The sequence below is a fragment of the Streptomyces fodineus genome (genome assembly GCF_001735805.1).
Lineage (GTDB): Bacteria > Actinomycetota > Actinomycetes > Streptomycetales > Streptomycetaceae > Streptomyces > Streptomyces fodineus.
Genome location: NZ_CP017248.1, coordinates 225,044 through 244,278, shown reverse-complemented (window position 1 = coordinate 244,278; position 19,235 = coordinate 225,044). Strand labels below are relative to the sequence as shown.

The window sequence follows — 19,235 nt, the reverse complement described above, 5'->3', positions numbered from 1 at the left end:
ACGCTGCAACCAGCTAAGGTGGTTCCATGTCTGCTGCGTTCCCCGACTTCCGCCTCGGTAAGGTGCTGGCGACCAGCTTCACGGGCACTCTGTCGGAGCGTCACGGCAACGCCGTGGAGCGCATTCCCACGCCGCACCGACTCGTCGACTGGCTGGCAGTCAACGGCCTCCCCGTGGACTCCTGCACCACTGCCCAACTCGACCTCGCTCGGGAACTGAGGGAGTCGATTCACGCCGCCGCGACAGCGGCCGCGCTCCAGGGCGCTCTTCCGGCATCTGCTGTCCAAGTCATCAATGACTGCAGCGCTCAGGGTCGGGCCGCAGCGATCCTGACGCCCGAGGGCCAGCGGCAATGGCGGCTCAGCTCGGCTTCCTGCGTGGAAGACGCCCTCAGCGTGATCGCCGCCGACGCGATCAGCATCATCGCAGGCGAACGGGACGGAAAATTGGCCTTGTGTGCCTCACCAACCTGCCAAGCCGCCTTCTTCGACACGAGCCAAAGCCGCACCCGCAAATGGTGCGACATGAACACGTGCGGGAATCGTCAGAAGAAAGCGCGCTTCAATGCCCACCAGCGCAAAAACCCCAGATCAGCAGAGTGATCGTTACCTCGGTACATCCAAGTGGCCTCACACCTGCGACACATCTGTCGCGTTGGGTGCACCCCAAACGGCACCACTACGCCGGTCCGGACGATCTTGTAGTGGAGTCGTGGGGGACAGTTGCTGGTCAGGTGAGGTGGCTGGGAGAGTGATTGCCTGTGACTCATTCTGATCTGGGCCTCCGTATCCATGCCTCCTCTCCTGGATGAGTTCGCCCGGCGGATGGCCCCTTTGGTGCCGTCAGGCACACAGGTGTTGGCCGGCCTGGAGATGGGTGGCATCCCGGTAGTGGCCGCGCTCGGCCGACACACTGGCCTTCCTTGTGCGTTCGTGCGCAGGCAGGCCAAGCCGTATGGCACGTGCCGTCTGGCCGAGGGTGCGGAGGTTGCGGGCCGGAAGGTGCTGGTCATCGAGGACGTCGTCACCAGCGGGGGGCAGATCGTTGGAACAAGGCGGTGCTGAGGCTCTCAAGGCAGAGGGCATCAGCCTGTTGTCATTGCTGACAGCCGTAGACCTGCGGGCTGTTGCCGCGTCCTGATGCTGGGCCGTGTCCGGCCACCGGCCTGCAGCGTTGTCCGCAGCATGATGGGGCGGGGAGGTCTTTCGGGCGGGCAGTGGGCGCGGCTGGAGCCGCTGCTGCCGGTGAGCAACAACCGGTGCGGGCGGTGGTGGGGCCACCGACAGGTGGTCAACGGGATACTGCACCGGGTGCGGACCGGCGTGCCGTGGCGGGACCTGCCGGAACGGTTCGGCCCGTGGAAGACCGTGTAGGAACGTCATCGGCTCTGCTCGTCCGACTGCACCCGGAAGCGGCTGTTCCAGCAGGTCCAGGGCGACGCAGACGCGGACGGCGCAATCGACTGGGACATCTCGGCGGACTCCACCGTGATGCGAGCCCACCAGCACGCCGCTGGGGCCGTAGAACCCCGCCGCCAGCGCCGAGTTGTTCAAAGGGGGTTGTAGCGGCAGAACACCTGAGCGAGAGAACCTGGTTGAGGTTGCTCGGCCACTTGGCGACGGTGGTGCGGCAGGCGAGGGCCTGGGGCCGCTCCCGCGGCGGGTTCACGACCAAAGTCCACCTGAGCGCCGATGGTCGCTGCCGCCCGCTGTCTCTCACTGTCACCCCCGGGCAACGGGCGGACTGTACCCAGTTCGAGCCGGTCATGGACGCGCGCTGATGGGTCGCGGTTGATGGTGGAGTCCACCCCAACTGTCCACCTCGCCGCGCCCACTTCGTGGTCACGTACCTGCACGTGCTGCAGCAGCTTCGCCCAGGTGCCTTCGCTTCCCAGCGGGCGAACCGCTCATGCACGGTCTGTCAAGTCCCGTACCGCTTGGGCAGATCACGCCATGGCGTCCCCATCCGCAACCGCCACGGCACCCCGTTGATCACCTGCCGGTGATCCCGCCACGGACGCCCACCGCCGTCCGCACGTGGCAGCAGCGGCTTGATGAGCTCCCACGCGGCATCCTTTTAACTCTCCTCGACCAGCCACAAGATCAGTTCTCGGACGCGTCCGGGCCCGCCTGACCGGAGTCGTGCCGAGGGGCTACTCCTCGAACCACACCACCAGACGGACGTGCTGGTCGCCGTGAACGTCGGCGAGAGCACGCATCACGGTCCACACTGGGCGCCACAAGCCATCGGAGGGTACGGCGTCGCGACGCCGGGCGCGTTCGGCCCGGAAGACCGTGGTGCCGACGTCCCATTCAGTTCCTTCGGCCCACAGTTCACCGATGCGGTCTGGATCGACAGCCAGAGTGTCGACACCACTGGCCCTCGCGAACCTGCGGCTCCAGTCATCCCGGTGCAGCAATTTCAGTGTGCCGTCCGGTAGACGACGGTACCGGGCGATGGTGGTCGCACGGGGGAGCGCCGCCTCATCCCAGTCGATGGCAAGAACTTCTTTCCAACCCAGCCAGGTAGCCCCGAACGCAGCCCCACCCCATGACGCGTGCTCCGCGCGAGCACCTTCCGACACGTCAACGGGCAAGCCTCGGCCGGCACTGACGGGCCGCCAGCGGCCGCTGAAGTCCCGGACGCCAAACAGGCAGGCGAACGCCTCGTAGTCCCTGGTCACGCCCAACATGGAAAGCTCGACGGCCGACTGCCACGCTGTCTCTCCGACACCGAGGCCAACGCCCCACGTGCGGCATTCCACGAATCCCCGGATGTCCGTCCCCACGGCCCTATTGTGCCGTGCACCTGCGACTTGCGCACGGAATGATCTTTGTCAGACCAGCCTAGGCGCGTTCTACCTCGCCGCGGTCGCGAACAATGACGCGTGGCGGCGCGTAGCAATGACGTCGCAGGAATATATCCGCTGGCTCCTCACCACACGTGAGAGCGTCATCCTGGGTACGCCCAGTCCGCGCGGCGACGCCGCGGCACTCGACGCCGCCCGCGGCGGTGGAGCCGACCGAGGCCTCGAGGCTCTGCCCACGGGACTGGAGACCTCACTCGCACGCTCCTCGTTGCCGTGCTCCTGGAACAGCCCGAGCCGGCTGCGAAAGCAGTGCGAGCGACAGCTCTGATCGCCACCTGTGGGACGACTGTCGGTGGTCTGAACCTGGCCAGCCCGCATGAGATGGCGCCAGCTTACATACTCGCAGGCATCACACACCTCGAGCCCCGAGCAGCACGATCCTAAGAGTCTCTTGCTGGGACCCGTTCTTGATCGTCATGCCCGTCATCGTGTCAGTCTCCGTCGACCGGCCACCGCGTTAGCGTGTACAGCTATGGCTGACATGTTCGAGCTCATGCTCACCTTGGACCTGCGTGACGAGTTTTCGGAAGAGGAACTGGCAGAGCTGCGATGGCACCTCGGAGCCGGGCCAGAGCCAGAGACTCTGCGTATCGTCACCGAGTTTCCGCTCGTCGTGGAGGACGAGAACGGCCAGCCCGTTATCGAGAACCATCCTGAGCCTCTTCTTGGCGACCACGGCGAGGCGTTCAAAGTGGAGGGTGCCCTCGTCTCGGTCCTGCTGCGCCGGCAGGAAACCCGTTGTGGTGCCTGGGCTCTGACCAGTCGGCAGGAGATCCACCCTGACGGTTTCGAGCGGGTTGGTGAACTCCTCGGCTGGCTAGCGACCAAGGCGGACGATAGGCATCGACGCTTCGACGGCAGTGTCGACCTGGGATGGATCCGCTCGTATGCAGAGCGCCGGCCCGAGCCGTTGCTGGTACGTGACGGTGAAGTCGTCTGGCCGTCGTAGCCGCGCGCCTCCACTGGCTGCGATAGCGCCTGTTGCGGCGGGCTGACCATCGGATTTACCCATCGATCGGGTGGAGTCGCCCCCGGTGCTGGGCGGGTCGCTGGCGGGAGCCGGTACGAAGATCACGAACTGTTGGTGATCTTCGAGAGGACCGCTGACTCGTGCGTCTCGCCCGTACCGCTGCCGCAGCCGTCACTGCCTTCGCCGCGCTCCTGATCCCGACGACCGTCGCGCACGCCGCCCTGGCTGGCCGCATCCGGTGAAACCGTCACCGCCCCCGTACGCGATCTCCTCGTGCAGGGGCCGAAGTGCACGCTGAGCCGGGGGGGGAGTGGTACTCGCCCTACGACGACCGTTATATCGACGGCCCGAAGGGGCTGGACGTCGACCACCTGGTCCCGCTGGCCGAAGCCTGGGACTCCGGCGCCTTCGCGTGTACGGGCCGGCGGATGCAGACTGTGCTCCGCTCTCTCGGGATTTCGGCACGATCGCGAAAGCCGCCGCCAGGGGTGGGTCCGGTGGTCAGCGAGCCGCCGTAGACGCTGAGGCGTTCGCGGAGGCCCGTCACCCCGCGGCCGCCGCCGGCGGGGACCGTTGCGGACGAGGTGCCGCCACTGTCCGTCACGTCGACGGCGACTGCTTCCGGCGTGTGGTGGTCGACGGAGATCAGGGCTTCGGCCCCTGGGCATACTCCATGGCGTTGGTGACCGCTTCCTGAGCCACGCGGTAGGCGGCCAAGTCCATGCCGGGCGGCAGTTGGACCGGCTCGCCGCCGACCGTCGGCTTGACGGGGACGCCTGCCTTGCGTAGCTGCTCAGCCAGGGAGGGCAGTTGGCGCAGCCCTGCCGTCGGGCGAGTTCGTCCCCGACGCTGGGGTCAGCGTGGTCTCGGCTTTTGGGCGCGGGGCCGCAGTCGACGTACACGGTGCAGCAGCAGTCGCCCGACGGGCAGCTGTAGGTACCGGTACGAGAAGGGCGAGCCGCTCCAAGACCGGTCGGGCACCCCGGGTGCAATCTCGCCGGCGGTGACGCAGGCGGACCTGGCGTCGACGATCTGCCGCAAGGGCGGCTACACCAAGGGGATCCGCCGCCCGCCGGCCTCCGTCACCGGCAAGGAGAAGAAGCTCAACGCCGCCTCCTACGGCTACACCGGCAGCATGCCGGACGCCGAGTACGACCACCTCATCCGCCTCCAGCTCGGAGGCGACCCCCAGCGATCCCCGCAACCTCTGGGTGGAGCCGGCCGATCCGAGTCACAGGCCGGGAGGCGGCATCAACAACAAGAAGGACCCCGTGGAGACGAAGCTGCACACGGCCGTCTGCTCTGGAAAGGTCACCCTGGCGGCTGCGCAGCAGGCCATCGTTACCGACTGGACCACCGCGCTCAGCAGGCTCGGCCTCGGCTGAGGACTCCTGTTACCAGTGGCCGGCAGTCTCGCATCAGGCGACCTGAGTCGGAAGCCGGCACAGTCGGTGGGCGGCATTCCACGAGCGTGGGGCCCGAGCCTGCGGAGGTGGGGGTGGACGCAGGGAGCGGGCCTGGTGACTGAGGTGGTCAGGGGGTGTGCGGGGAGTTGGCGCTGCGGATGGCGGTGATGATGGTGTGGGCCCATTCTGCTGGGGGCGGGGTGTCGAGCAGGCCTGCCAGGTGCGTTATGTGTGCGAGGCGTTCGGCTGTGCTCATGTTCAGTGCGGTGCGCAGGGTGTCGACCAGGTCGTGGGGGTGCAGTGGGTCGGTGAGCAGCGCGGCGGTTCCCAGGTGCTGTGCGATACCTGTGTGACGGGACAGGATGAGAACGCCGGGGCGGTTGGTGGCGTGGTGCGTGGTGATGTACTCCTGGGCCGTGAGGTTCATTCCGTCGGCGAGTGAGGTCACCCAGAACACATCGGCTGCCAGGTAGTGGTCGACGACCTCGGGGAAGTTCAGGTTGTGGGGGATGTAGTCGACGGGCTGCCATTGCCGGCTGGCCCACTGGCTGTTGATGCGGGCGATCGCGGTCTCGAGTTCACGGCGGGTGGAGTCGTAGGCGTGGATGCCGTCTTCCGGTGGTGGACAGACCAGGCGGAAGCGAACCTGTCCCCGTAGCCGGGGGGTCTGGCTCAGGAGGTCGTCCAGCGCGCGGATCTTGTGAACGGGTGCCTTGGCGTAGTCGAGTCGTTCCACGGACAGCACCAGTTGGCCGCGGTCGTGTCGGGGGTGGGGCTGGGCCCGTTCCCTGGCGAGGTCCGCGACGGCTGTGCGGTCGATGCCGAGGGGGTGGACACCAGTGCGCGGCACGGGTCCTCGGGTGTCGGCCAGAAGGCGCCGGAAGTTGTCGGCGCAGTCGGAGGTGTGGAATCCAGCCCAGTGCAGGTGTCTGAGCGAGTCGAGGAGCTGTGCGGCGGCCGGGATGCGGCGGAAGACTTCCGGGCGAGGGAACGGCGTGTGGTGGAAGAGCCCGAGGGTCAGGTCGGGCCGCTGGGCCCTGAGGGCGGCCGGTACGAGCCACAGGTTGTAGTCGTGCAGCCAGACAGTGCCGTTCTGGGCGGCGAGGGAGCTGATGTGACGGGCGAACTCGGCGTTGACCTGTTCGTAGTCGGCCCAGTGGGCGGACCGGTCCTGGATGAGGTGAGGCTGGGACATCAAGGCCGGCCAGAGCGTTTCCTTGCAGACACGGTGGAAGTAGCCCTGCCACTGTTCGGGGCGCAGCGGCAGCAGGGACAGAGGCAGGCCGTCGGTGACGGTCTCGAGGATGGCGGGCGGCGCTGCTTCTCCGGTGTGGGCGGCTGCCCACACCGCGTCCATTCGCTTGTCGGTGAGGGCGGACCGCAGGGTCGGCAGGATCCCGTTCGGGCTGGACGGTGTCTGCCAGGCACCGTCCAGCCAGCGCACGGGCGGGCGGTGATAGCCGATGACCACTGACCAGCGCGGCAGCCAGCCGAGGCGTTGCATCCCTTCGAGGACGGCGGCGGCTCCGTCGAAGCCGCTGAGGTGGATCCGCGCGCTCGCGGGAGCACGGGCGGCCAGCGCGGGCTCCGCGTTGGCCACCACGACCGCGTGCGTTCCCAGGCAGAACAGGGAGAGGTCGTTAAGGGAGTCCCCGGCCACGAGCATGGCCTGGCGGTCCCATCCCAGCCTGTGTCCGAGCAGGTGCAGGGCACGTCCTTTGCTCGCACCGGCCGGCAGGACGTCGAAGTAGCGCCCCGAGGCGTATGACCAGGCGCATCCCAGCTCCTTCACCGCGGCCGTGAGGTCGTCCGAGAGGCCTTCGGGGTCCAGATAGAAGGAACAGCGGCTCTCCTGGGAAACGTCTTCCTGGTACACCAGCTGCGGGAAACGCTTCAGCGCCGCCCGGACGCGGTGGGCGCCCGGCCACCCGGCGCGCAGCCGCGCTTCGAGGGCTTCGAGATGGACGGTGCGGACGGCGTCGATGACGCTCGCTCCCACATCGGCGATGATCCAGCGCGCAGGCGGCACCAGAGGGTCGTCCCGCAGCAGCTGCTGTACGGAGGCCAGGCCACGTCCCGTCGCGAAGACCAGCGTGATGTCCGGGTCCTGCTTCAGCACGTCGCGCAGGCGCCGCCGATCGCTTGCGTCGCCTTCCAACAGCGTGCCGTCCAAGTCGGTCACGAGGACCCTGGCCAAGCCGGATGTGTCCCCCACAGAGGCTCCCTTCACGGTCACGGCGCCGACGCTGAGACGCAGCGGGATGCCCACCCACCCCACGTGCCGGAGCGCGCGGGAGACTTCACCAGCCCGGGTCGTGGGTTACCGGATCGATGACCCGTCCTGCCTCATCGGCGCCCGGATTCGACGAGGGGATCTGCAGGTCCTGGATCGCCCGGCCCAGCCGCACCTCGCGGAAGTCGTCGCTCTTCACAAGCCGGGCGATCAGGGCTGCTGGCGCACAGCGCGCGGCCTCCACGAGCCGGTCGATCACAGGATCTGCTACTGACATCAATCCTCCCCAAATACGCACGGTGTGCCACAGCTCGTCAGCCGCATTGCCGGCCCTGGCCGCAACGGCTGTGCGGCTGTGCCGGCCCACACGGTTGTGTCCCCCGGCGTCATGTAGCGGATCACGGTCTGTCGCCACTGCTTCGAGGCCGTCCAGCACATGCCGCTGCGGGTCGCCTGGCGATCAACGCCGATCGCGGCTCGGTGTCCCCTCAACAGCACCTCCTGCGAGGGAAATATGGGCCCCGAACCCGGGATTCAGCCAGCGCGATCGGCTACACCACGACGGGCTCGGGGATCCCGGTGTCTTCCGATGCGGTCGTGTCCGGCTTGGATACGAAGGCATTGAACCTGGCCTGTGTGTCATGTCTTGTTGTTTGTGTCTTGTTGTTTCTCGGCGGCCGCGACATAAAAACCCGTCTATCGGCCTCCGGCTTGGGGCGTTCGGAAGCGGGACAGAGCGGGTGTGTCACGGCGCATCAGTAACGAGCCTTGTCGCTGACTGCGCGCAATGCACCTCGGGGGGCCGTCACGTTGGGCCATTCGAGTGATGCGTGTGGGGTGGCAGGAGGCATGGCGCGTCGGACGCATCCTGTCGATCCGAAACGGAGTGTCGACAGTAGTCGAGGGCCGTCATGGAGTGGATGAGGTGGTCGACGACATCGGGGAGGTGGCGCCGCTGGCGGTAGGCTGCTCGTTGGCGGTCGGCGCCGTTCCCATGGGTGAGCAGATGCCTCTGGGCGGCTTGCAGGGAGGCAAGGTCGGCGGCGCCGAGAGCAGCCCGCACGGTATCCGCGAGACGCTTGTTGAGCACGGCGGCAGGTTCGAGTCGCCCGGTGCGCAGATTGATGGTGTCACCGGCCAGACCGTCGTGCGCGGCGCGCCAACATGCGGCTCTGAGTATTTCGGACCCTGGCTTGGGCGCGGGCTGGGAGCGGCGGATGGCGGTGAAGGCGGTTGCGGCCAGGCCCTTGATGACACCGGCCAGCAGCACGGTGTCCGTGACGGTGGGCAAGGCGTCGGCGATCCGGACCTCCAGGGTGGGCACGTGGTGGGAGGGCCGGATATCCCAGTACAGGCTGCCGCGGTCCATCACGGTGCCTGAAGTGACGAGGGTGTCGACCAGCGTCTGGAAGTGATCACGAGAGGTGAAGTAGGGGGGCGGGCCGGCCACGGGCCACCGCCCCCACGTCGTGGTGCGCCAACTGGCATATCCCGTGTCCTGACCGTCCCAGTAGGGCGAGTTGGCCGTCATGGCGATGAGTGCAGGCAGCCAGGGACGCAGGTGGTTGCTCAGCTGCACGGCAGTGGTTTCGTCGGGGACGCCGATGTGGACGTGAGCGGCGCATACAGTCTGCTCGTGGTCCAGGGCGCCGTAAGTGGCAACGCTTTGCGCGTAGCGGTCGCCCGGGGTGATGGGCGGGGGAGTTCGCTGGCCGAGTACGGGTGTGCCGCTGGAGATGACAGCCAGTCCGAGGCGAGCGGCAGCTCTTGAGACGACGGCGCGGGTGGAGCGAAGCTGGTCGCCCAGGCGGGTCAGGCTGGTGTGGGGGTCGGTACGGACCTCGACCTGATAGCACGTGAACTCAGTGGTGACACGCTCGCCGAGTTTTGCCGCGGCCAGGGCCACGACCTTCTCGGCTTCCGGGCTCACCTGGCGGGAGACCGGGTCCACCACCAGGTACTCCTCTTCCACCCCCACGGTCACTGACACCGATCCGTCCGGCGTCCGGGGAAGCGCGCCGCCAGCCTCCCCTGCTTCCTGCCCAGCGGCCGACGCCCAGTTATCGTTCGTCACGGTAACCAGTCTGTCACGCAAAGTAGCGAGGTGGATGATATCCGGCTATCCGGCAAGGGCCGCGCATGCAGGAGAAGACGCAGGTACTCGTCATCGACTGCGGGCCCGCGAAATCCACGGCGCCAGCACTGCTGGCCCGTCAGGGCGTCGACGTCACGGTGCTGGCAAGAGAGCACTTCCCTCGCTACCAGGTGGGCGAATCCCTTCTGCCTTCCCTCGTATCGGTCCCGGACGTGATGGGAGTCAAAAGGCTCGTGGAACAGCACGAATTCGTCCGGAAAACGACGACCAGGTCCTCCAGCTCGGATCACGTCCACGGGTGTGGTGTACGGCTGGACGCCGAGCGCGTCGCCGGCTGGGACGGTTTGAGCGGGCGCTCGGGCGATGCGGAGTCATAGGACAGCGACCACCGGATGAGCCTCCGGACGTACCGATCAGAGTCAAATCCCTCCGACTGGCGCCGCAAGGGTGGTGCGCTGCTGCTCGGTGCCGAAGCCCACGGAGCGCCGGTCCCCTTCGGTACCTGGACCGAAGACGACGTCTAGGAGGAGGAGTCGGAGGCGGTGGCCGACCAGGGCGACACGAAAGCGTGGTGCTGAGCACCGGGCGGCCGGGCTGCCTTCGCCGCTCGTTACTGAGGTTTGAGGTGTGATGTCGTCATCGTGAGGCCGGTGCCAGTGAGGCATCCGTCGATGAGGTCGGACCGGTATTGGACCTGGCGAAGGCCGCGTCGCAGGGTGTCCATCAGGTGGGTGGCGTCGGTGAAGGCGGTGTTGGCCTGGCAGCGCCTTCGCAGGAGGGACCAGATGCCCTCGACCGGGTTGAGCTGTGGCGCATAGGGCGGCAGGTAGTGGACGGTGATCCAGGCGTGGGAGTCGATGAACTCGCGTAATCGGCGGTCGCGGTGGACGTTGAGATTGTCCCAGATCAGGACGATCGGCCTGCCGAGTTGCTGGTGGGCTGTGGCCAGCAGGTCGCGGTAGTCCGTCCAGGCGAAGCTTCGGCGGCCGCCGGCCTTGTGGTCCGCATGGACGATCGGTCGGTAGATCAGCCGGGAGCGCTCGCCTGTCCTGTAGCAGGCCAGGGCGGCGATGGAGATGCGGCGCTGGGAACGCCCGCGGACGCGGACGATGGGGGTGTCGCCGCGGTGGGACCAGGTGCGGGCGGTGGGCGGCGTCATCGAGAAGCCGGCCTCGTCCTCGAAGACGAGGTAGGCGTCGAGCGCCGCCGCGGTGCTTCCGCGGATGGCCAGGTCTCCTTCACCCATCCGGCGACGGCTGCCTCGTCCCGTTCCACCGCACGCTTCGCGGGGACCTGGTGGCTCCAGCCGTGGCGTCGCAGCATCAGCGAGATCCCGGAGAGCGTGAACGACTTGTGGAACCGCCGCCCGATGAGCGTCTTGATCCGGGCCAGAGTCCAGGTCTGGTCCGGCCAGCCGTGCGCCGCGGCACCCTTGGCCAACTCGACTTCCAGGACGGCGAACAGCCTGTCACTCAGTTTCGGCTTCGAGACCGGTCCAGCCGATCGCAGCCCCTCGGTGCCGACGTCCTTCCAGGCCCGTCGCCACCGCTGCACCGAGCGCACACTCACCCGTAAGTCCATGGCGACCTCCGCGTTGGAGGCACCTGCGACGAAACGCTCGGCGGCCTCCATCCGGATCCGCTCGCGAAACACCTGCCGTTCAGGCGTCAGCCCACCACCCTGCGGATACCTCACACAACCGGCATACCGCGACGATCACATTCCGTCACCCCCCAACGACATCCCGCCTCAAACCTCAGTAACGGCACCCCAAGATGCGGCTGGAACTTCCGCGCGACGCGGTCGAGCACGTCGCCCGCCAGGTCGGCGTCGCGGCCGGCGAGTTGGCGGCATAAGGAGCGCCGCAAGGAGCCGATCCGCGCCGAGTTGCTCAAGCAGATGCGCACCGACCTGATCGAGCCGCCCACGGCCGACCAGGTCACCACCATCATCCGCTCCGCAATTCCACCAGGCCGAGGAACGCGCGATCGAAGAGGTCGCCGCCCGGCTGGCACGGGCCGAGGGGTGCACGCGGCGGCTGGGCGCCCTGGTCTTCACCGACGTCGTTGGCAACCGGGACGGCGAACCCAGGGACGAGGAGGCCGAAGACATCGAGGCGGTCTTGTCACAGATCAATGCCCACCCCGGGAACGTCAGCCTGAACTCGCTGCTGGACGAGATCACCAACCTCCGACAGGTCCTGTGCCGTGGCAGTGCCGGCTGATGCCTTCACCCGGACCGGGCCGCAGGTCAGCGGCGGGCGGTGGCGGCGGCTCCTGTCGGGGTGGCGCGGTCGCACGGCCACGACAGGATCCGCCGGACGCACGTCTGTTCGGGTCCTCACGCATCCTCTAGGGTCCCCGTCTGTCTCCTACGCGTCAGAGGGTTCCTTGAAGCCAAACCTTCGGCGGGTAGCCCAGCTGTGCCTCGCCGCCGCCATCAGCATCGTTCCCCTGGCAGCCCCCGCTGCTTCACAGGCGGCGGCCGCCGCATCCTCGGCAGGAACTGCTTCCCCGGCCCACCAGGCGGCCATGGCCGGCAAGGGCGGGCTCGACCTGCTTGTGCAGGGCGCCAACTGGGAGGTCCTGCAGACCGCCCGATACGCCAACGGCAAGTGGGCCCCGAACAAGCAGCTGTTCAAGAGCTGGTCCTTCTACGACTTCACCGACGTGGTGCAAAACGGTCGCCTGCGTCCGTTCATCGAGCAGCCCACCGGCCGGGACGTCATCTTGGAGGAGACCACCCGGAACCCGGACGGCAGTTGGCCCGCCCCCACCCAGATGCACGGCCTGGCGCCGGTGCGGGTGGCCTCCAAGCCCACGCAGAACCACCTCGCGGCAGCCGTCGTAGGAACCCATGTGCGCCTGGTGCACATCGACACCAACGGACGCTTGATGCACACCATAGAGCAGCCCAACGGCACCTGGACCGCTCCCGACCAGGTGGCGCCGGGCGGCGTCTACCGCAACGACTGGTTCCCAAGCCTGTCGGCCGCCTCGGTCGGCGGAGGGCTGCAGGTGACCGCGGCGGACCAGATCCACCGCACCGTTCTGCACACCGCGCTCGGCGCGAACGGCAGTTGGGTGACGTGGAGCAACGTGCTGTCCTGGACCGGCACTCCCTGCCACTTCGGCGAACCGGTGCCCTGTCGGCCAGGCCGATGACGCGGCTGGCTCCGGCTCCTCCGGGGGTTCCTCCAGCTGTTCCGGCGTGGGGCGTAAGCAGCCGCGGTGCCGGTAGACACACTTCTCGGCCGCTTCGCCCAGGTTGTGCCAGAGGTGCCACCGGTCGGCGACCTGGAGAGCCTGTGGGGCGCCGCGGGTCGCGCCCTCGGCGAAGAGGGGAGCCCGGTCACGGCAAACGATCTCGATGCCGGGCCGTTCAGAGAGCCAGGCCGCGAGCGTGTCCGCGTCCCGGTCGGGAAGGAGATCGACCGGGCGACGTGTCTCGACGTCGCCAAGCACGGTCCCGTAGACACGGCCCTTGCGCTGGGCGTTTTCGGCCACGCCGACCACGCGGGGTGTGGCGGCGACGGGGTCCGGAAGCGAGGCGATGAGCCTCAGCAGGGTGTTCCGGCTGACCAGAACCTTGAAGGCGTCCGTCATCCGGGCGCCGGCCCTGCCCGCGAGCGCAAGACCGACCGACACCAGCGTCGACCGCAGCCGCTCGGTCCGTCGCCCGAACCTGCGGGTCAGGCCAGGTACTTGCTCCGCGAAGGTCTTGCGCTCGCAGGACTCTTCCTCGCAGAGGAAGCGCCGCACCCGCAACAACACCACAACGAACTTGCCCGCGGTCGGCATGTCACGAGGGAACCGTAGGTAAGAGCCATGTATTCGCCCGACTGGCATCCACACCCCGGACTGGCCGCCGCCCTGCTGTCGTACGAGCCTTGACCCAGACGACCGTGTCGCTCACCTCGACCGACAACACACCCTCGATCGAGGAGAACAGCAACTCATCCAACTCCGGCATTCGCTGCGTCCACGGCGAAGGACTGTCGACCACACCACCATCCAGCCGGGCGATTTTCGAGCGAACTCAACCGCCACCACACGAAGATCAACAGTCACCCTGCGTACGCGACCACAAGAAGTGGACCAGAGCCCGAAGAAACAGGCACAGTCGTGGCACTTGACGACCTCGCCCACTGAAGAGAGGGCACGTCACCCGGCCTCGGAGACAGCCGCCCCCGCTTAACTGACCGATTCGGAATAGGCTGTTACGGCTGAGCCAGTGGTGTGGAGCGCGCGACGCGAAATCCCACGTCGTCGATCCGGAAGGTCGGGTGGCTGCGGCGCCGCACCGACGCCCGGCAGCTCCAGTGCTCGTCGGCCCATCCACCACCACGGAGCACCCGGTAGGCCCCGTACACCTCGGTGTCGTAGAGGTCCCAGCACCAGTCCCACACGTTGCCCAGCATGTCGTACAGGCCCCATGCGTTGGGCTTCTTGCCGCCGACAGAGTGGATCCGCCCATCGGAATTGCCCTGGTACCAGGCGACCTCGTCGAGCTGTCCGTACCGCGGGCCAGTAGTGCCCGCACGGCAGGCGTGCTCCCATTCGGCCTCGGTCGGCAACCGGTATCCGTCTGCGGAGCTGTCCCACTCGGCCGTCTCGGCGTCGACGCACAGGCGATACGCGGGCGCCAGCCCCTCCCGTTGGGACAAGGCGTTACAGAACTGGACCGCGTCCCACCATGAAACACCCTCAACCGGCAGCCTCTCATCCTGGGCGCTACTCGGCCGTCGGCCCGTGACTCGTGCGTACCAGGACTGCGTGACCGGGAGCGCCGACATCTGGAACGGCGCGACCTCGACCGGCCAACTGCTCTGCGTCCGCCGGTCCGACAGCGTCACCTGTCCCGACGGAACCGCAACCATCTCGTTTCCTGCCCTCGTGTCCACAACAGGCCACCCTACCGGCGTCTGCCCACCGCTCTACCGATCTTTCCGATCGGCGGCGGGGCCAGATCAACTTCGTACACCATGGAGCCACTTCTGGTCCGTGCGGCGGTGCCCAGAGAAGCGCTTACAAACACTCGGCCGTCCCGAGGACGGCCGCCACCCGGGTCGGCGCCCATCGGAAAATGGTCAAGAGGTGGTTGCGATTCTCGGCTGCCCCCGAGGGCGACCGCCACGTGTGTGGGACGTTTGAGACAGGACGAACACCCCGCCGTTGCGACTCTCGGCCGTCCCAGAGGACTGCCGCTACTCCGCCCACGGCCTGGCCAAGGGACTGCAGTCGCAGGAGCTGCGGACCTCTGCCATCCCGGAGGACAGCCGCCACCCCGGACGTCCGCGACCGGGTGTGGGTGCGGTAGGAGGTTGCGATCCTCAGCCGCCCCAGGGGACGACCGCCGCTGCAGAAATGCAGATGCGCCGCCTGTACAACCTGGCCGGCTCCGTGATCGTGCTGGATGAGGTTCAGGCCCTGCCGGACCGTTTACTCGCTCCGATCCTGAGCGTGCTGCGCGGGCTGGTGGATCATTACGGGGTCGCCGTGTTGCTGGTGACGGCCACCTAGCCGTCGTTCTGGGAGCTGCCCAGGTGGAGGGGCCTTCAGCGGGGGGATCGTGGAGGATCCATCCGCTCTGTTCGAAGCGTTGCGCCGGGTCACCTTTGAGTGGCGGACGGGTGAGGACGTCACCCTAGAGAGCATCGCCGACGAGTCGGCAGGGCACCGGCAGGTTTTGATCGCGGCGGGCACCACCAAGGATGCGGCCCGCCTGCACCGTCACCTCGAAGGCCAGGGGTCGGCGGTGAGAGGTGTGGCATCTCCCGACCCGGATGACGGGCGCGCACTGCCGTGAAGTCATCGACCACGTCAAGGAGTTACTGGCCGGCCGACGGTGAGCCGGTGCAGTTGGTGTCCACCAGCTTGATCGAGGCGGGTGTTGATCTTGATTTCCCGCGTGTGTACCAGGCGTGGGCGCCGGCGGAGTCGATGCAGCAGGCGGCCGGCCGCTGCAACCGGGATGGGCGTCTGCCCAGCGGCAGGTGGTCATCTATCGGGCCACGGACGGCGACAGCCGCGCGGCACTGAGTACCGGCGGCCGTGCAGGCAAGCGACACCTACTTCGGACCGGACCTCGCCCGCCCTACGACCTGGAGGCATGGGAGCGTTACTACCCGGTCCGCTACGCCCCGCAGAGCGCTCTGGGCGAGGAGCCGCGGGCCTTGATCGCTACGGCGCCTGCTGTTTAGCTGGCCTGCATGACTGAGTTAGGACCCATCGCCTGGCCACCTGCCCCGATCAGGACCGAGAGGCTCGTGCTCCGTAAGCCCGAGGCCCGGGACCGTGCGGCGGTCATCGAGTTGTTCACCTCGACGGAGGTGGGCACCTACATCGGTGGCCCTCGACAGCGTGACGAGTTCGAGCGGGAGGTGCCCGAGGCGCCCAAGCGGCGCCCTGGCCTCTTCGTGGTCGATCTCGACGGGGCGATGATCGGGATCGTCACGCTCGACCGGCGCGACCCGGAGCATCCGGTCCACGTCCGCCCCGGGACCTCGGAGGCCGAGCTCGGCTACATGTTCCTGCCGCAGGCGTGGGGACACGGCTATGCCGCGGAGGCGTGCGCGGCGGCACTCGACTGGTGCGCCGGAGCGCTGCCCGGCGAGCCGGTGGTGCTCACCACCCAGACCGCCAACGAGCGCTCGATGCGCCTCGCGGCGAAGCTGGGGTTCACCGAGGTGCAACGGTACGAGGATTGGGGCGCCGAGCAGTGGTTCGGCGTGTGGTCCCCGGTCGTGCTGTCCGACTGAGGTCGTGCTCGGCAGTGTCCGCACTCATCGCGATGAAGCCGGGCGAGCGCGAGGAGATCAATCGAGGTTCAAAGACGGGGTGGGACGGCGCGCGGCCCGTGAAGATCGGCGCGCCGTCGAGGTGGGGCCTGTAGGTGTCAGCCGGCCTTGGCGGGTTCCTCCACCCGGGCCCGGGTGGAGGCGAGGCGGTAGGAGCCGGTGCCGGTCTCGATGATCGTGCCATTGAAGGTCAGGCGGTCGACGATGGCCACCGCAGCGGCCCTGGTCATCTGGTTGCGCACATGATCGCCCGGACAAGACCTAGCTCCGCATTGGCTTCGCTCGTGCGGTGTTTGGTGCGGCGTGGCTGTCGCATTGCTTATTGATCTCGGTCGCGGTCTGCTATTGCTCAGCTGTACTGGGCGGCGTTTTCGTTGTGTGGGGGAGATCTTGCGCGGTGCCGAGGGGTGCCCTCATCTCCGCCACAGGGGGGCGTACCTGCAGTTCCCTTGACCCAGGGTGTCGGTGCCCGCGGGTGGGTTGCCGCCGATGCGGATTTCGGCCGCCGGGCCTCCTGATCCGTCACGCCGTGTCGAAGTCCGAGCGGGGCCGGACCTCCACGACGAAGTCTGCATCCTCCATCTCGCCCGCCTCGTCGTGCCAGAGGAAGACGCGCACGTGCATCGCATGGTGGAGGCCGTTCCTCTCCCACTCGGTCATGAGGTCGGCGACGATGCGGCCGATGGCGTGCCTGGCGCCCTCGTCCGTGTCGGCGGCGGTGATCACGCCGTGCCACTGTTCGGGGTCGCTGCCGTAGGGGCGCCAGCCCTCGGACCCGTGCGGCTCGAACACCCGGTAGGTCCAGTCCGTACTGGTGTTCATAACACCGATCGTGTCACCGCAAGGAGCCTCATGCGCCGTATCGGATCGACGCCCGCCGAGCGCGGGTCCGTCGGAGCGAACAACTGCCCGGATGTCGTGGAGCGGGACGACGGCGACTTCTTTGTGATCGGGAAGCTGCATCTCCTGACCGCGCCGGAGGCGGAGCGGATGAACGAGCTGGGCGCCTCGATCGGCGAGGGTGAGTCCCTGGTCTTGGTGCCGCGCGACTGCATCCTGGCCGCCGCGAAGCAGCTGGTGTTTGAGGGGGTCGCGGGGCCGGGTGGGACGTAGCGGCCGGGGTCACCGGTCGGAGCGGGACGCAGCCGCGGGCCGTTCAGGAGGCCGGGTCGGTGGTCCTTCGCCGGGTCTCGCGCAGGTGGAGGTCGACGTACCCGGCGAGGGTCAGCGCGTCCTGCGGCTCGTCGGCCTGGAAGGAGACACGGCGCAGCAGTCGCACGCCGTCGAGCGCGACACCCTCGCGGGCCAGGACGAAGAGGCAGGTGAGGAGGGCGGAGCGGCCGTTGCCGTCGTCGAAGGGGTGGAAGAAGCAGACGTCGAGGAAGGCGCGTGCGGCCCGGGCGGTCAGCGGGAGGGGCCGGGCGGCGTCCTTCGCGCTCTCGGCCACACAGGCGTCGAGGCGGGCGCGGGTGTCCGGGCCGATCCCGTACCGTTCCCGGCCGCCCTTGGCGAAGGCGGCCAAGGTGCGGAACGGCGGCGGCCCGGGCGTGCCCAGGACGTGTCGTTGCCAGCCCTGGATCAGGTCGAAGTCGAGCCGGGCGCCGCGCGCGGCGTCGGCACGCATCAGTTCCAGGGCGGTGAGCAGGCCCTGTCCGCGGGCGGGGTCCAGGATTGCGTCGAAGGTGCGGATCTCCTCCGCCGCTCCGTCGCGGGACGGCGTCACCGGTCCATCCCCGGTGCTGTCCTGGGCCTCCTGCCACGGCACGGCTTCCCGCACCGCGAGCCAGCGCTCCAGGTGGTCGGGCAGCGGCGCCTCGGCGGCCCGGGCGTCCGCGTGCGGCCGCACGGAGGCCGCGAGCCGCTCGGTGATGTCCTCGACCAGTACCGGGTCGGGGCCGGTCCAGCTCTTGAACCGGCCTCCGATCGCCCGGTCCACCAGGTGCTCGGCGTCGTCGGCCGCGACGCCCCAGCGGGTGAGGAACCAGCTGAGTACCTGATGGCAGTGCCCGTACCAGGCGCTGCCGCAGCCGGTGCGGTCGGTGACGTGCAGGATCAGGTTGTGGGCGGTGCGGTCCCACAAGATCCGCTGGTCGTCGATGTCGGCCAGGTCCAGCGAGTAGGCCTCGAATCGTGTGGCCAGGCTCTCCAGCCACTCACGCCACTCGCGCAGCGCCGCAGTCACGCGATCGAGGGTCTCGTCCGGGGTGGTGACCGAGTGCTGGGGGCAGCACCAGCTGCCGACCGGCCCCCCGTCGAAGTCCCCTTCGTCGTGCGCCCACCGCCAGCCGGCGACCCAGCGGCCGTAGTGCTCGGCCAGGGCGTACGTCATGGCGTCGGACCAGGGTCTGGCTTCGTCCCAGCTCCACTCGTGCAGGGCCCGGTCACCCGGCGGTACATCGGGACGTCGGGGCACCTGCCCGGCCGGCCTGAGCGATCTCACCACCCGCGCCGCCGATTCTCCGTCGAACGGATGACGGGCGGGATCCACCTCGTCCCAGGTCAGATTGCGTGGGGACAGCTCCGTGATCACCGCGCAAGTCTCTCCGCCCACCAGCACCGGTTCAACCCGATTACCGGTTGGTTGCCCGAACCCGTTCACCGAGGTCGCCGAGGACTTGGGGATCAGCGAGACCACCCTGGCAAGCTTGGTCTCCCGCGCCCGTAGGGGAGGGACCGCACCGGCCGGCGGGAGCGACGAGCTGGAGCGATTGCGACTGGAGATCGCCTAGCTCAAGCGGGACAAGAAGGAGCTGGTCATGGAGCGTGATGTCCTCAAACGCTGCATGGTCCTGTGGGTGAAGCAGCCGTGGCGGACCCGGCATCCGTCGTCGGGGTGATCAGCGACTTCAGACTGAGCACGGCA

Annotated in this window: 18 protein-coding genes and 4 pseudogenes; 11 read left to right on the top strand and 11 right to left on the bottom strand. The window is 68.1% G+C overall.

Annotated features, from left to right (window positions below; genetic code table 11):
- Nucleotides 1–26: 26 nt before the first annotated feature.
- From BFF78_RS01015 to BFF78_RS47645, 3 genes and pseudogenes are all read left to right on the top strand, one after another.
- Nucleotides 27–602 carry a CGNR zinc finger domain-containing protein gene (locus BFF78_RS01015; RefSeq protein ID WP_069776507.1) on the top strand — a complete coding sequence of 192 codons (576 nt, stop codon included), beginning with the start codon at nt 27–29 and terminating at the stop codon, nt 600–602.
- A gap of 582 nt (nt 603–1,184) precedes the next feature.
- A complete protein-coding gene (locus BFF78_RS49950; protein WP_159032913.1) occupies nt 1,185–1,373 on the top strand; it encodes a transposase in 189 nt (62 codons plus the stop codon).
- 272 nt (nt 1,374–1,645) lie between these two features.
- A pseudogene (locus BFF78_RS47645) lies at nt 1,646–1,768 on the top strand (IS5 family transposase); the annotation flags it as partial.
- A 21-nt stretch (nt 1,769–1,789) separates the two neighbouring features.
- On the opposite strand, the pseudogene BFF78_RS44485 reads toward BFF78_RS47645, so the two are convergent.
- Nucleotides 1,790–2,098: pseudogene (locus tag BFF78_RS44485) on the bottom strand (transposase); the annotation flags it as partial.
- A 54-nt stretch (nt 2,099–2,152) separates the two neighbouring features.
- Nucleotides 2,153–2,788: a hypothetical protein gene (locus BFF78_RS01000; protein WP_069776505.1), complete on the bottom strand. Its 636-nt coding sequence runs from the start codon at nt 2,786–2,788 to the stop codon at nt 2,153–2,155.
- A 553-nt stretch (nt 2,789–3,341) separates the two neighbouring features.
- On the opposite strand from BFF78_RS01000, the gene BFF78_RS00995 reads away from it, so the two are divergent.
- Complete coding sequence (locus BFF78_RS00995) at nt 3,342–3,818, top strand: hypothetical protein (RefSeq protein WP_069776504.1); 477 nt, start codon at nt 3,342–3,344, stop codon at nt 3,816–3,818.
- A gap of 1,554 nt (nt 3,819–5,372) precedes the next feature.
- Here the strand turns inward: BFF78_RS00995 and BFF78_RS00985 are convergent.
- From BFF78_RS00985 to BFF78_RS00975, 3 genes are all read right to left on the bottom strand, one after another.
- Complete coding sequence (locus BFF78_RS00985) at nt 5,373–7,460, bottom strand: HAD-IIB family hydrolase (protein WP_227025661.1); 2,088 nt, start codon at nt 7,458–7,460, stop codon at nt 5,373–5,375.
- 85 nt (nt 7,461–7,545) lie between these two features.
- A complete protein-coding gene (locus tag BFF78_RS00980; RefSeq protein WP_069776503.1) occupies nt 7,546–7,737 on the bottom strand; it encodes a hypothetical protein in 192 nt (63 codons plus the stop codon).
- A gap of 546 nt (nt 7,738–8,283) precedes the next feature.
- Nucleotides 8,284–9,552 carry a carboxylate-amine ligase gene (locus BFF78_RS00975; RefSeq protein ID WP_227025660.1) on the bottom strand — a complete coding sequence of 423 codons (1,269 nt, stop codon included), beginning with the start codon at nt 9,550–9,552 and terminating at the stop codon, nt 8,284–8,286.
- Between the two features lie 65 nt (nt 9,553–9,617).
- Here BFF78_RS00975 and BFF78_RS00970 point away from each other — a divergent pair, with 65 nt between their 5' ends.
- On the top strand, nt 9,618–9,950 hold the full coding sequence (locus tag BFF78_RS00970) for a tryptophan 7-halogenase (RefSeq protein WP_069776501.1): 333 nt from the start codon (nt 9,618–9,620) through the stop codon (nt 9,948–9,950).
- A gap of 233 nt (nt 9,951–10,183) precedes the next feature.
- On the opposite strand, the gene BFF78_RS50445 is transcribed toward BFF78_RS00970, so the two are convergent.
- Nucleotides 10,184–11,268, bottom strand: a protein-coding gene (locus BFF78_RS50445; protein WP_472573251.1) for an IS630 family transposase whose coding sequence is annotated in 2 segments (ribosomal slippage) — nt 10,184–10,822 and nt 10,825–11,268 — 1,083 coding nt in all. Because the reading frame shifts where the segments join, the coding sequence is not laid out codon by codon here.
- Between the two features lie 836 nt (nt 11,269–12,104).
- Here BFF78_RS50445 and BFF78_RS47635 point away from each other — a divergent pair.
- On the top strand, nt 12,105–12,737 hold the full coding sequence (locus BFF78_RS47635; RefSeq protein ID WP_069776499.1) for a hypothetical protein: 633 nt from the start codon (nt 12,105–12,107) through the stop codon (nt 12,735–12,737).
- Between the two features lie 117 nt (nt 12,738–12,854).
- On the opposite strand, the pseudogene BFF78_RS47630 reads toward BFF78_RS47635, so the two are convergent.
- A pseudogene (locus BFF78_RS47630) lies at nt 12,855–13,373 on the bottom strand (transposase); the annotation flags it as partial.
- Nucleotides 13,374–13,792: 419 nt separating this feature from the next.
- The gene (locus BFF78_RS00950) at nt 13,793–14,452 is read right to left on the bottom strand and encodes a formylglycine-generating enzyme family protein (protein WP_069776498.1); all 660 of its coding nucleotides are present in this window, start codon (nt 14,450–14,452) and stop codon (nt 13,793–13,795) included.
- A 493-nt stretch (nt 14,453–14,945) separates the two neighbouring features.
- Here BFF78_RS00950 and BFF78_RS45915 point away from each other — a divergent pair, with 493 nt between their 5' ends.
- From BFF78_RS45915 to BFF78_RS00940, 4 genes are all read left to right on the top strand, one after another.
- On the top strand, nt 14,946–15,095 hold the full coding sequence (locus BFF78_RS45915) for a DEAD/DEAH box helicase family protein (RefSeq protein ID WP_159032911.1): 150 nt from the start codon (nt 14,946–14,948) through the stop codon (nt 15,093–15,095).
- 49 nt (nt 15,096–15,144) lie between these two features.
- On the top strand, nt 15,145–15,381 hold the full coding sequence (locus BFF78_RS00945; protein ID WP_069776497.1) for a hypothetical protein: 237 nt from the start codon (nt 15,145–15,147) through the stop codon (nt 15,379–15,381).
- Nucleotides 15,378–15,614 carry a hypothetical protein gene (locus tag BFF78_RS49945; protein WP_418346604.1) on the top strand — a complete coding sequence of 79 codons (237 nt, stop codon included), beginning with the start codon at nt 15,378–15,380 and terminating at the stop codon, nt 15,612–15,614. Before BFF78_RS00945 ends, BFF78_RS49945 begins: the two co-directional genes overlap by 4 nt.
- A gap of 170 nt (nt 15,615–15,784) precedes the next feature.
- The gene (locus BFF78_RS00940; protein ID WP_069776496.1) at nt 15,785–16,333 is read left to right on the top strand and encodes a GNAT family N-acetyltransferase; all 549 of its coding nucleotides are present in this window, start codon (nt 15,785–15,787) and stop codon (nt 16,331–16,333) included.
- A 137-nt stretch (nt 16,334–16,470) separates the two neighbouring features.
- On the opposite strand, the pseudogene BFF78_RS00935 reads toward BFF78_RS00940, so the two are convergent.
- Together BFF78_RS00935 and BFF78_RS00930 are read right to left on the bottom strand one after the other, a co-directional pair.
- A pseudogene (locus tag BFF78_RS00935) lies at nt 16,471–16,581 on the bottom strand (IS21-like element helper ATPase IstB); the annotation flags it as partial.
- Nucleotides 16,582–16,894: 313 nt separating this feature from the next.
- The gene (locus BFF78_RS00930) at nt 16,895–17,194 is read right to left on the bottom strand and encodes a hypothetical protein (RefSeq protein ID WP_069776495.1); all 300 of its coding nucleotides are present in this window, start codon (nt 17,192–17,194) and stop codon (nt 16,895–16,897) included.
- 30 nt (nt 17,195–17,224) lie between these two features.
- On the opposite strand from BFF78_RS00930, the gene BFF78_RS00925 reads away from it, so the two are divergent.
- Nucleotides 17,225–17,485 (top strand): hypothetical protein, encoded by a 261-nt coding sequence (locus BFF78_RS00925; RefSeq protein ID WP_069776494.1) that lies wholly within the window; start codon nt 17,225–17,227, stop codon nt 17,483–17,485.
- 43 nt (nt 17,486–17,528) lie between these two features.
- Here BFF78_RS00925 and BFF78_RS00920 read toward each other — a convergent pair whose 3' ends face one another.
- Nucleotides 17,529–18,902 (bottom strand): Fic family protein, encoded by a 1,374-nt coding sequence (locus BFF78_RS00920; RefSeq protein ID WP_069776493.1) that lies wholly within the window; start codon nt 18,900–18,902, stop codon nt 17,529–17,531.
- Nucleotides 18,903–19,235: the final 333 nt, after the last annotated feature.

Coding starts and splice junctions, on each gene's coding strand:
- BFF78_RS00925 (WP_069776494.1), top strand. CDS start 17,225: ATGCGCCGTATCGGATCGACGCCCGCCGAGCGCGGGTCCGTCGGAGCG.
- BFF78_RS45915 (WP_159032911.1), top strand. CDS start 14,946: ATGCGCCGCCTGTACAACCTGGCCGGCTCCGTGATCGTGCTGGATGAG.
- BFF78_RS00970 (WP_069776501.1), top strand. CDS start 9,618: ATGCAGGAGAAGACGCAGGTACTCGTCATCGACTGCGGGCCCGCGAAA.
- BFF78_RS00940 (WP_069776496.1), top strand. CDS start 15,785: ATGACTGAGTTAGGACCCATCGCCTGGCCACCTGCCCCGATCAGGACC.
- BFF78_RS00950 (WP_069776498.1), bottom strand. CDS start 14,452: ATGGTTGCGGTTCCGTCGGGACAGGTGACGCTGTCGGACCGGCGGACG.
- BFF78_RS00930 (WP_069776495.1), bottom strand. CDS start 17,194: ATGAACACCAGTACGGACTGGACCTACCGGGTGTTCGAGCCGCACGGG.
- BFF78_RS00995 (WP_069776504.1), top strand. CDS start 3,342: ATGGCTGACATGTTCGAGCTCATGCTCACCTTGGACCTGCGTGACGAG.
- BFF78_RS01015 (WP_069776507.1), top strand. CDS start 27: ATGTCTGCTGCGTTCCCCGACTTCCGCCTCGGTAAGGTGCTGGCGACC.
- BFF78_RS47635 (WP_069776499.1), top strand. CDS start 12,105: ATGGCCGGCAAGGGCGGGCTCGACCTGCTTGTGCAGGGCGCCAACTGG.
- BFF78_RS49950 (WP_159032913.1), top strand. CDS start 1,185: ATGATGGGGCGGGGAGGTCTTTCGGGCGGGCAGTGGGCGCGGCTGGAG.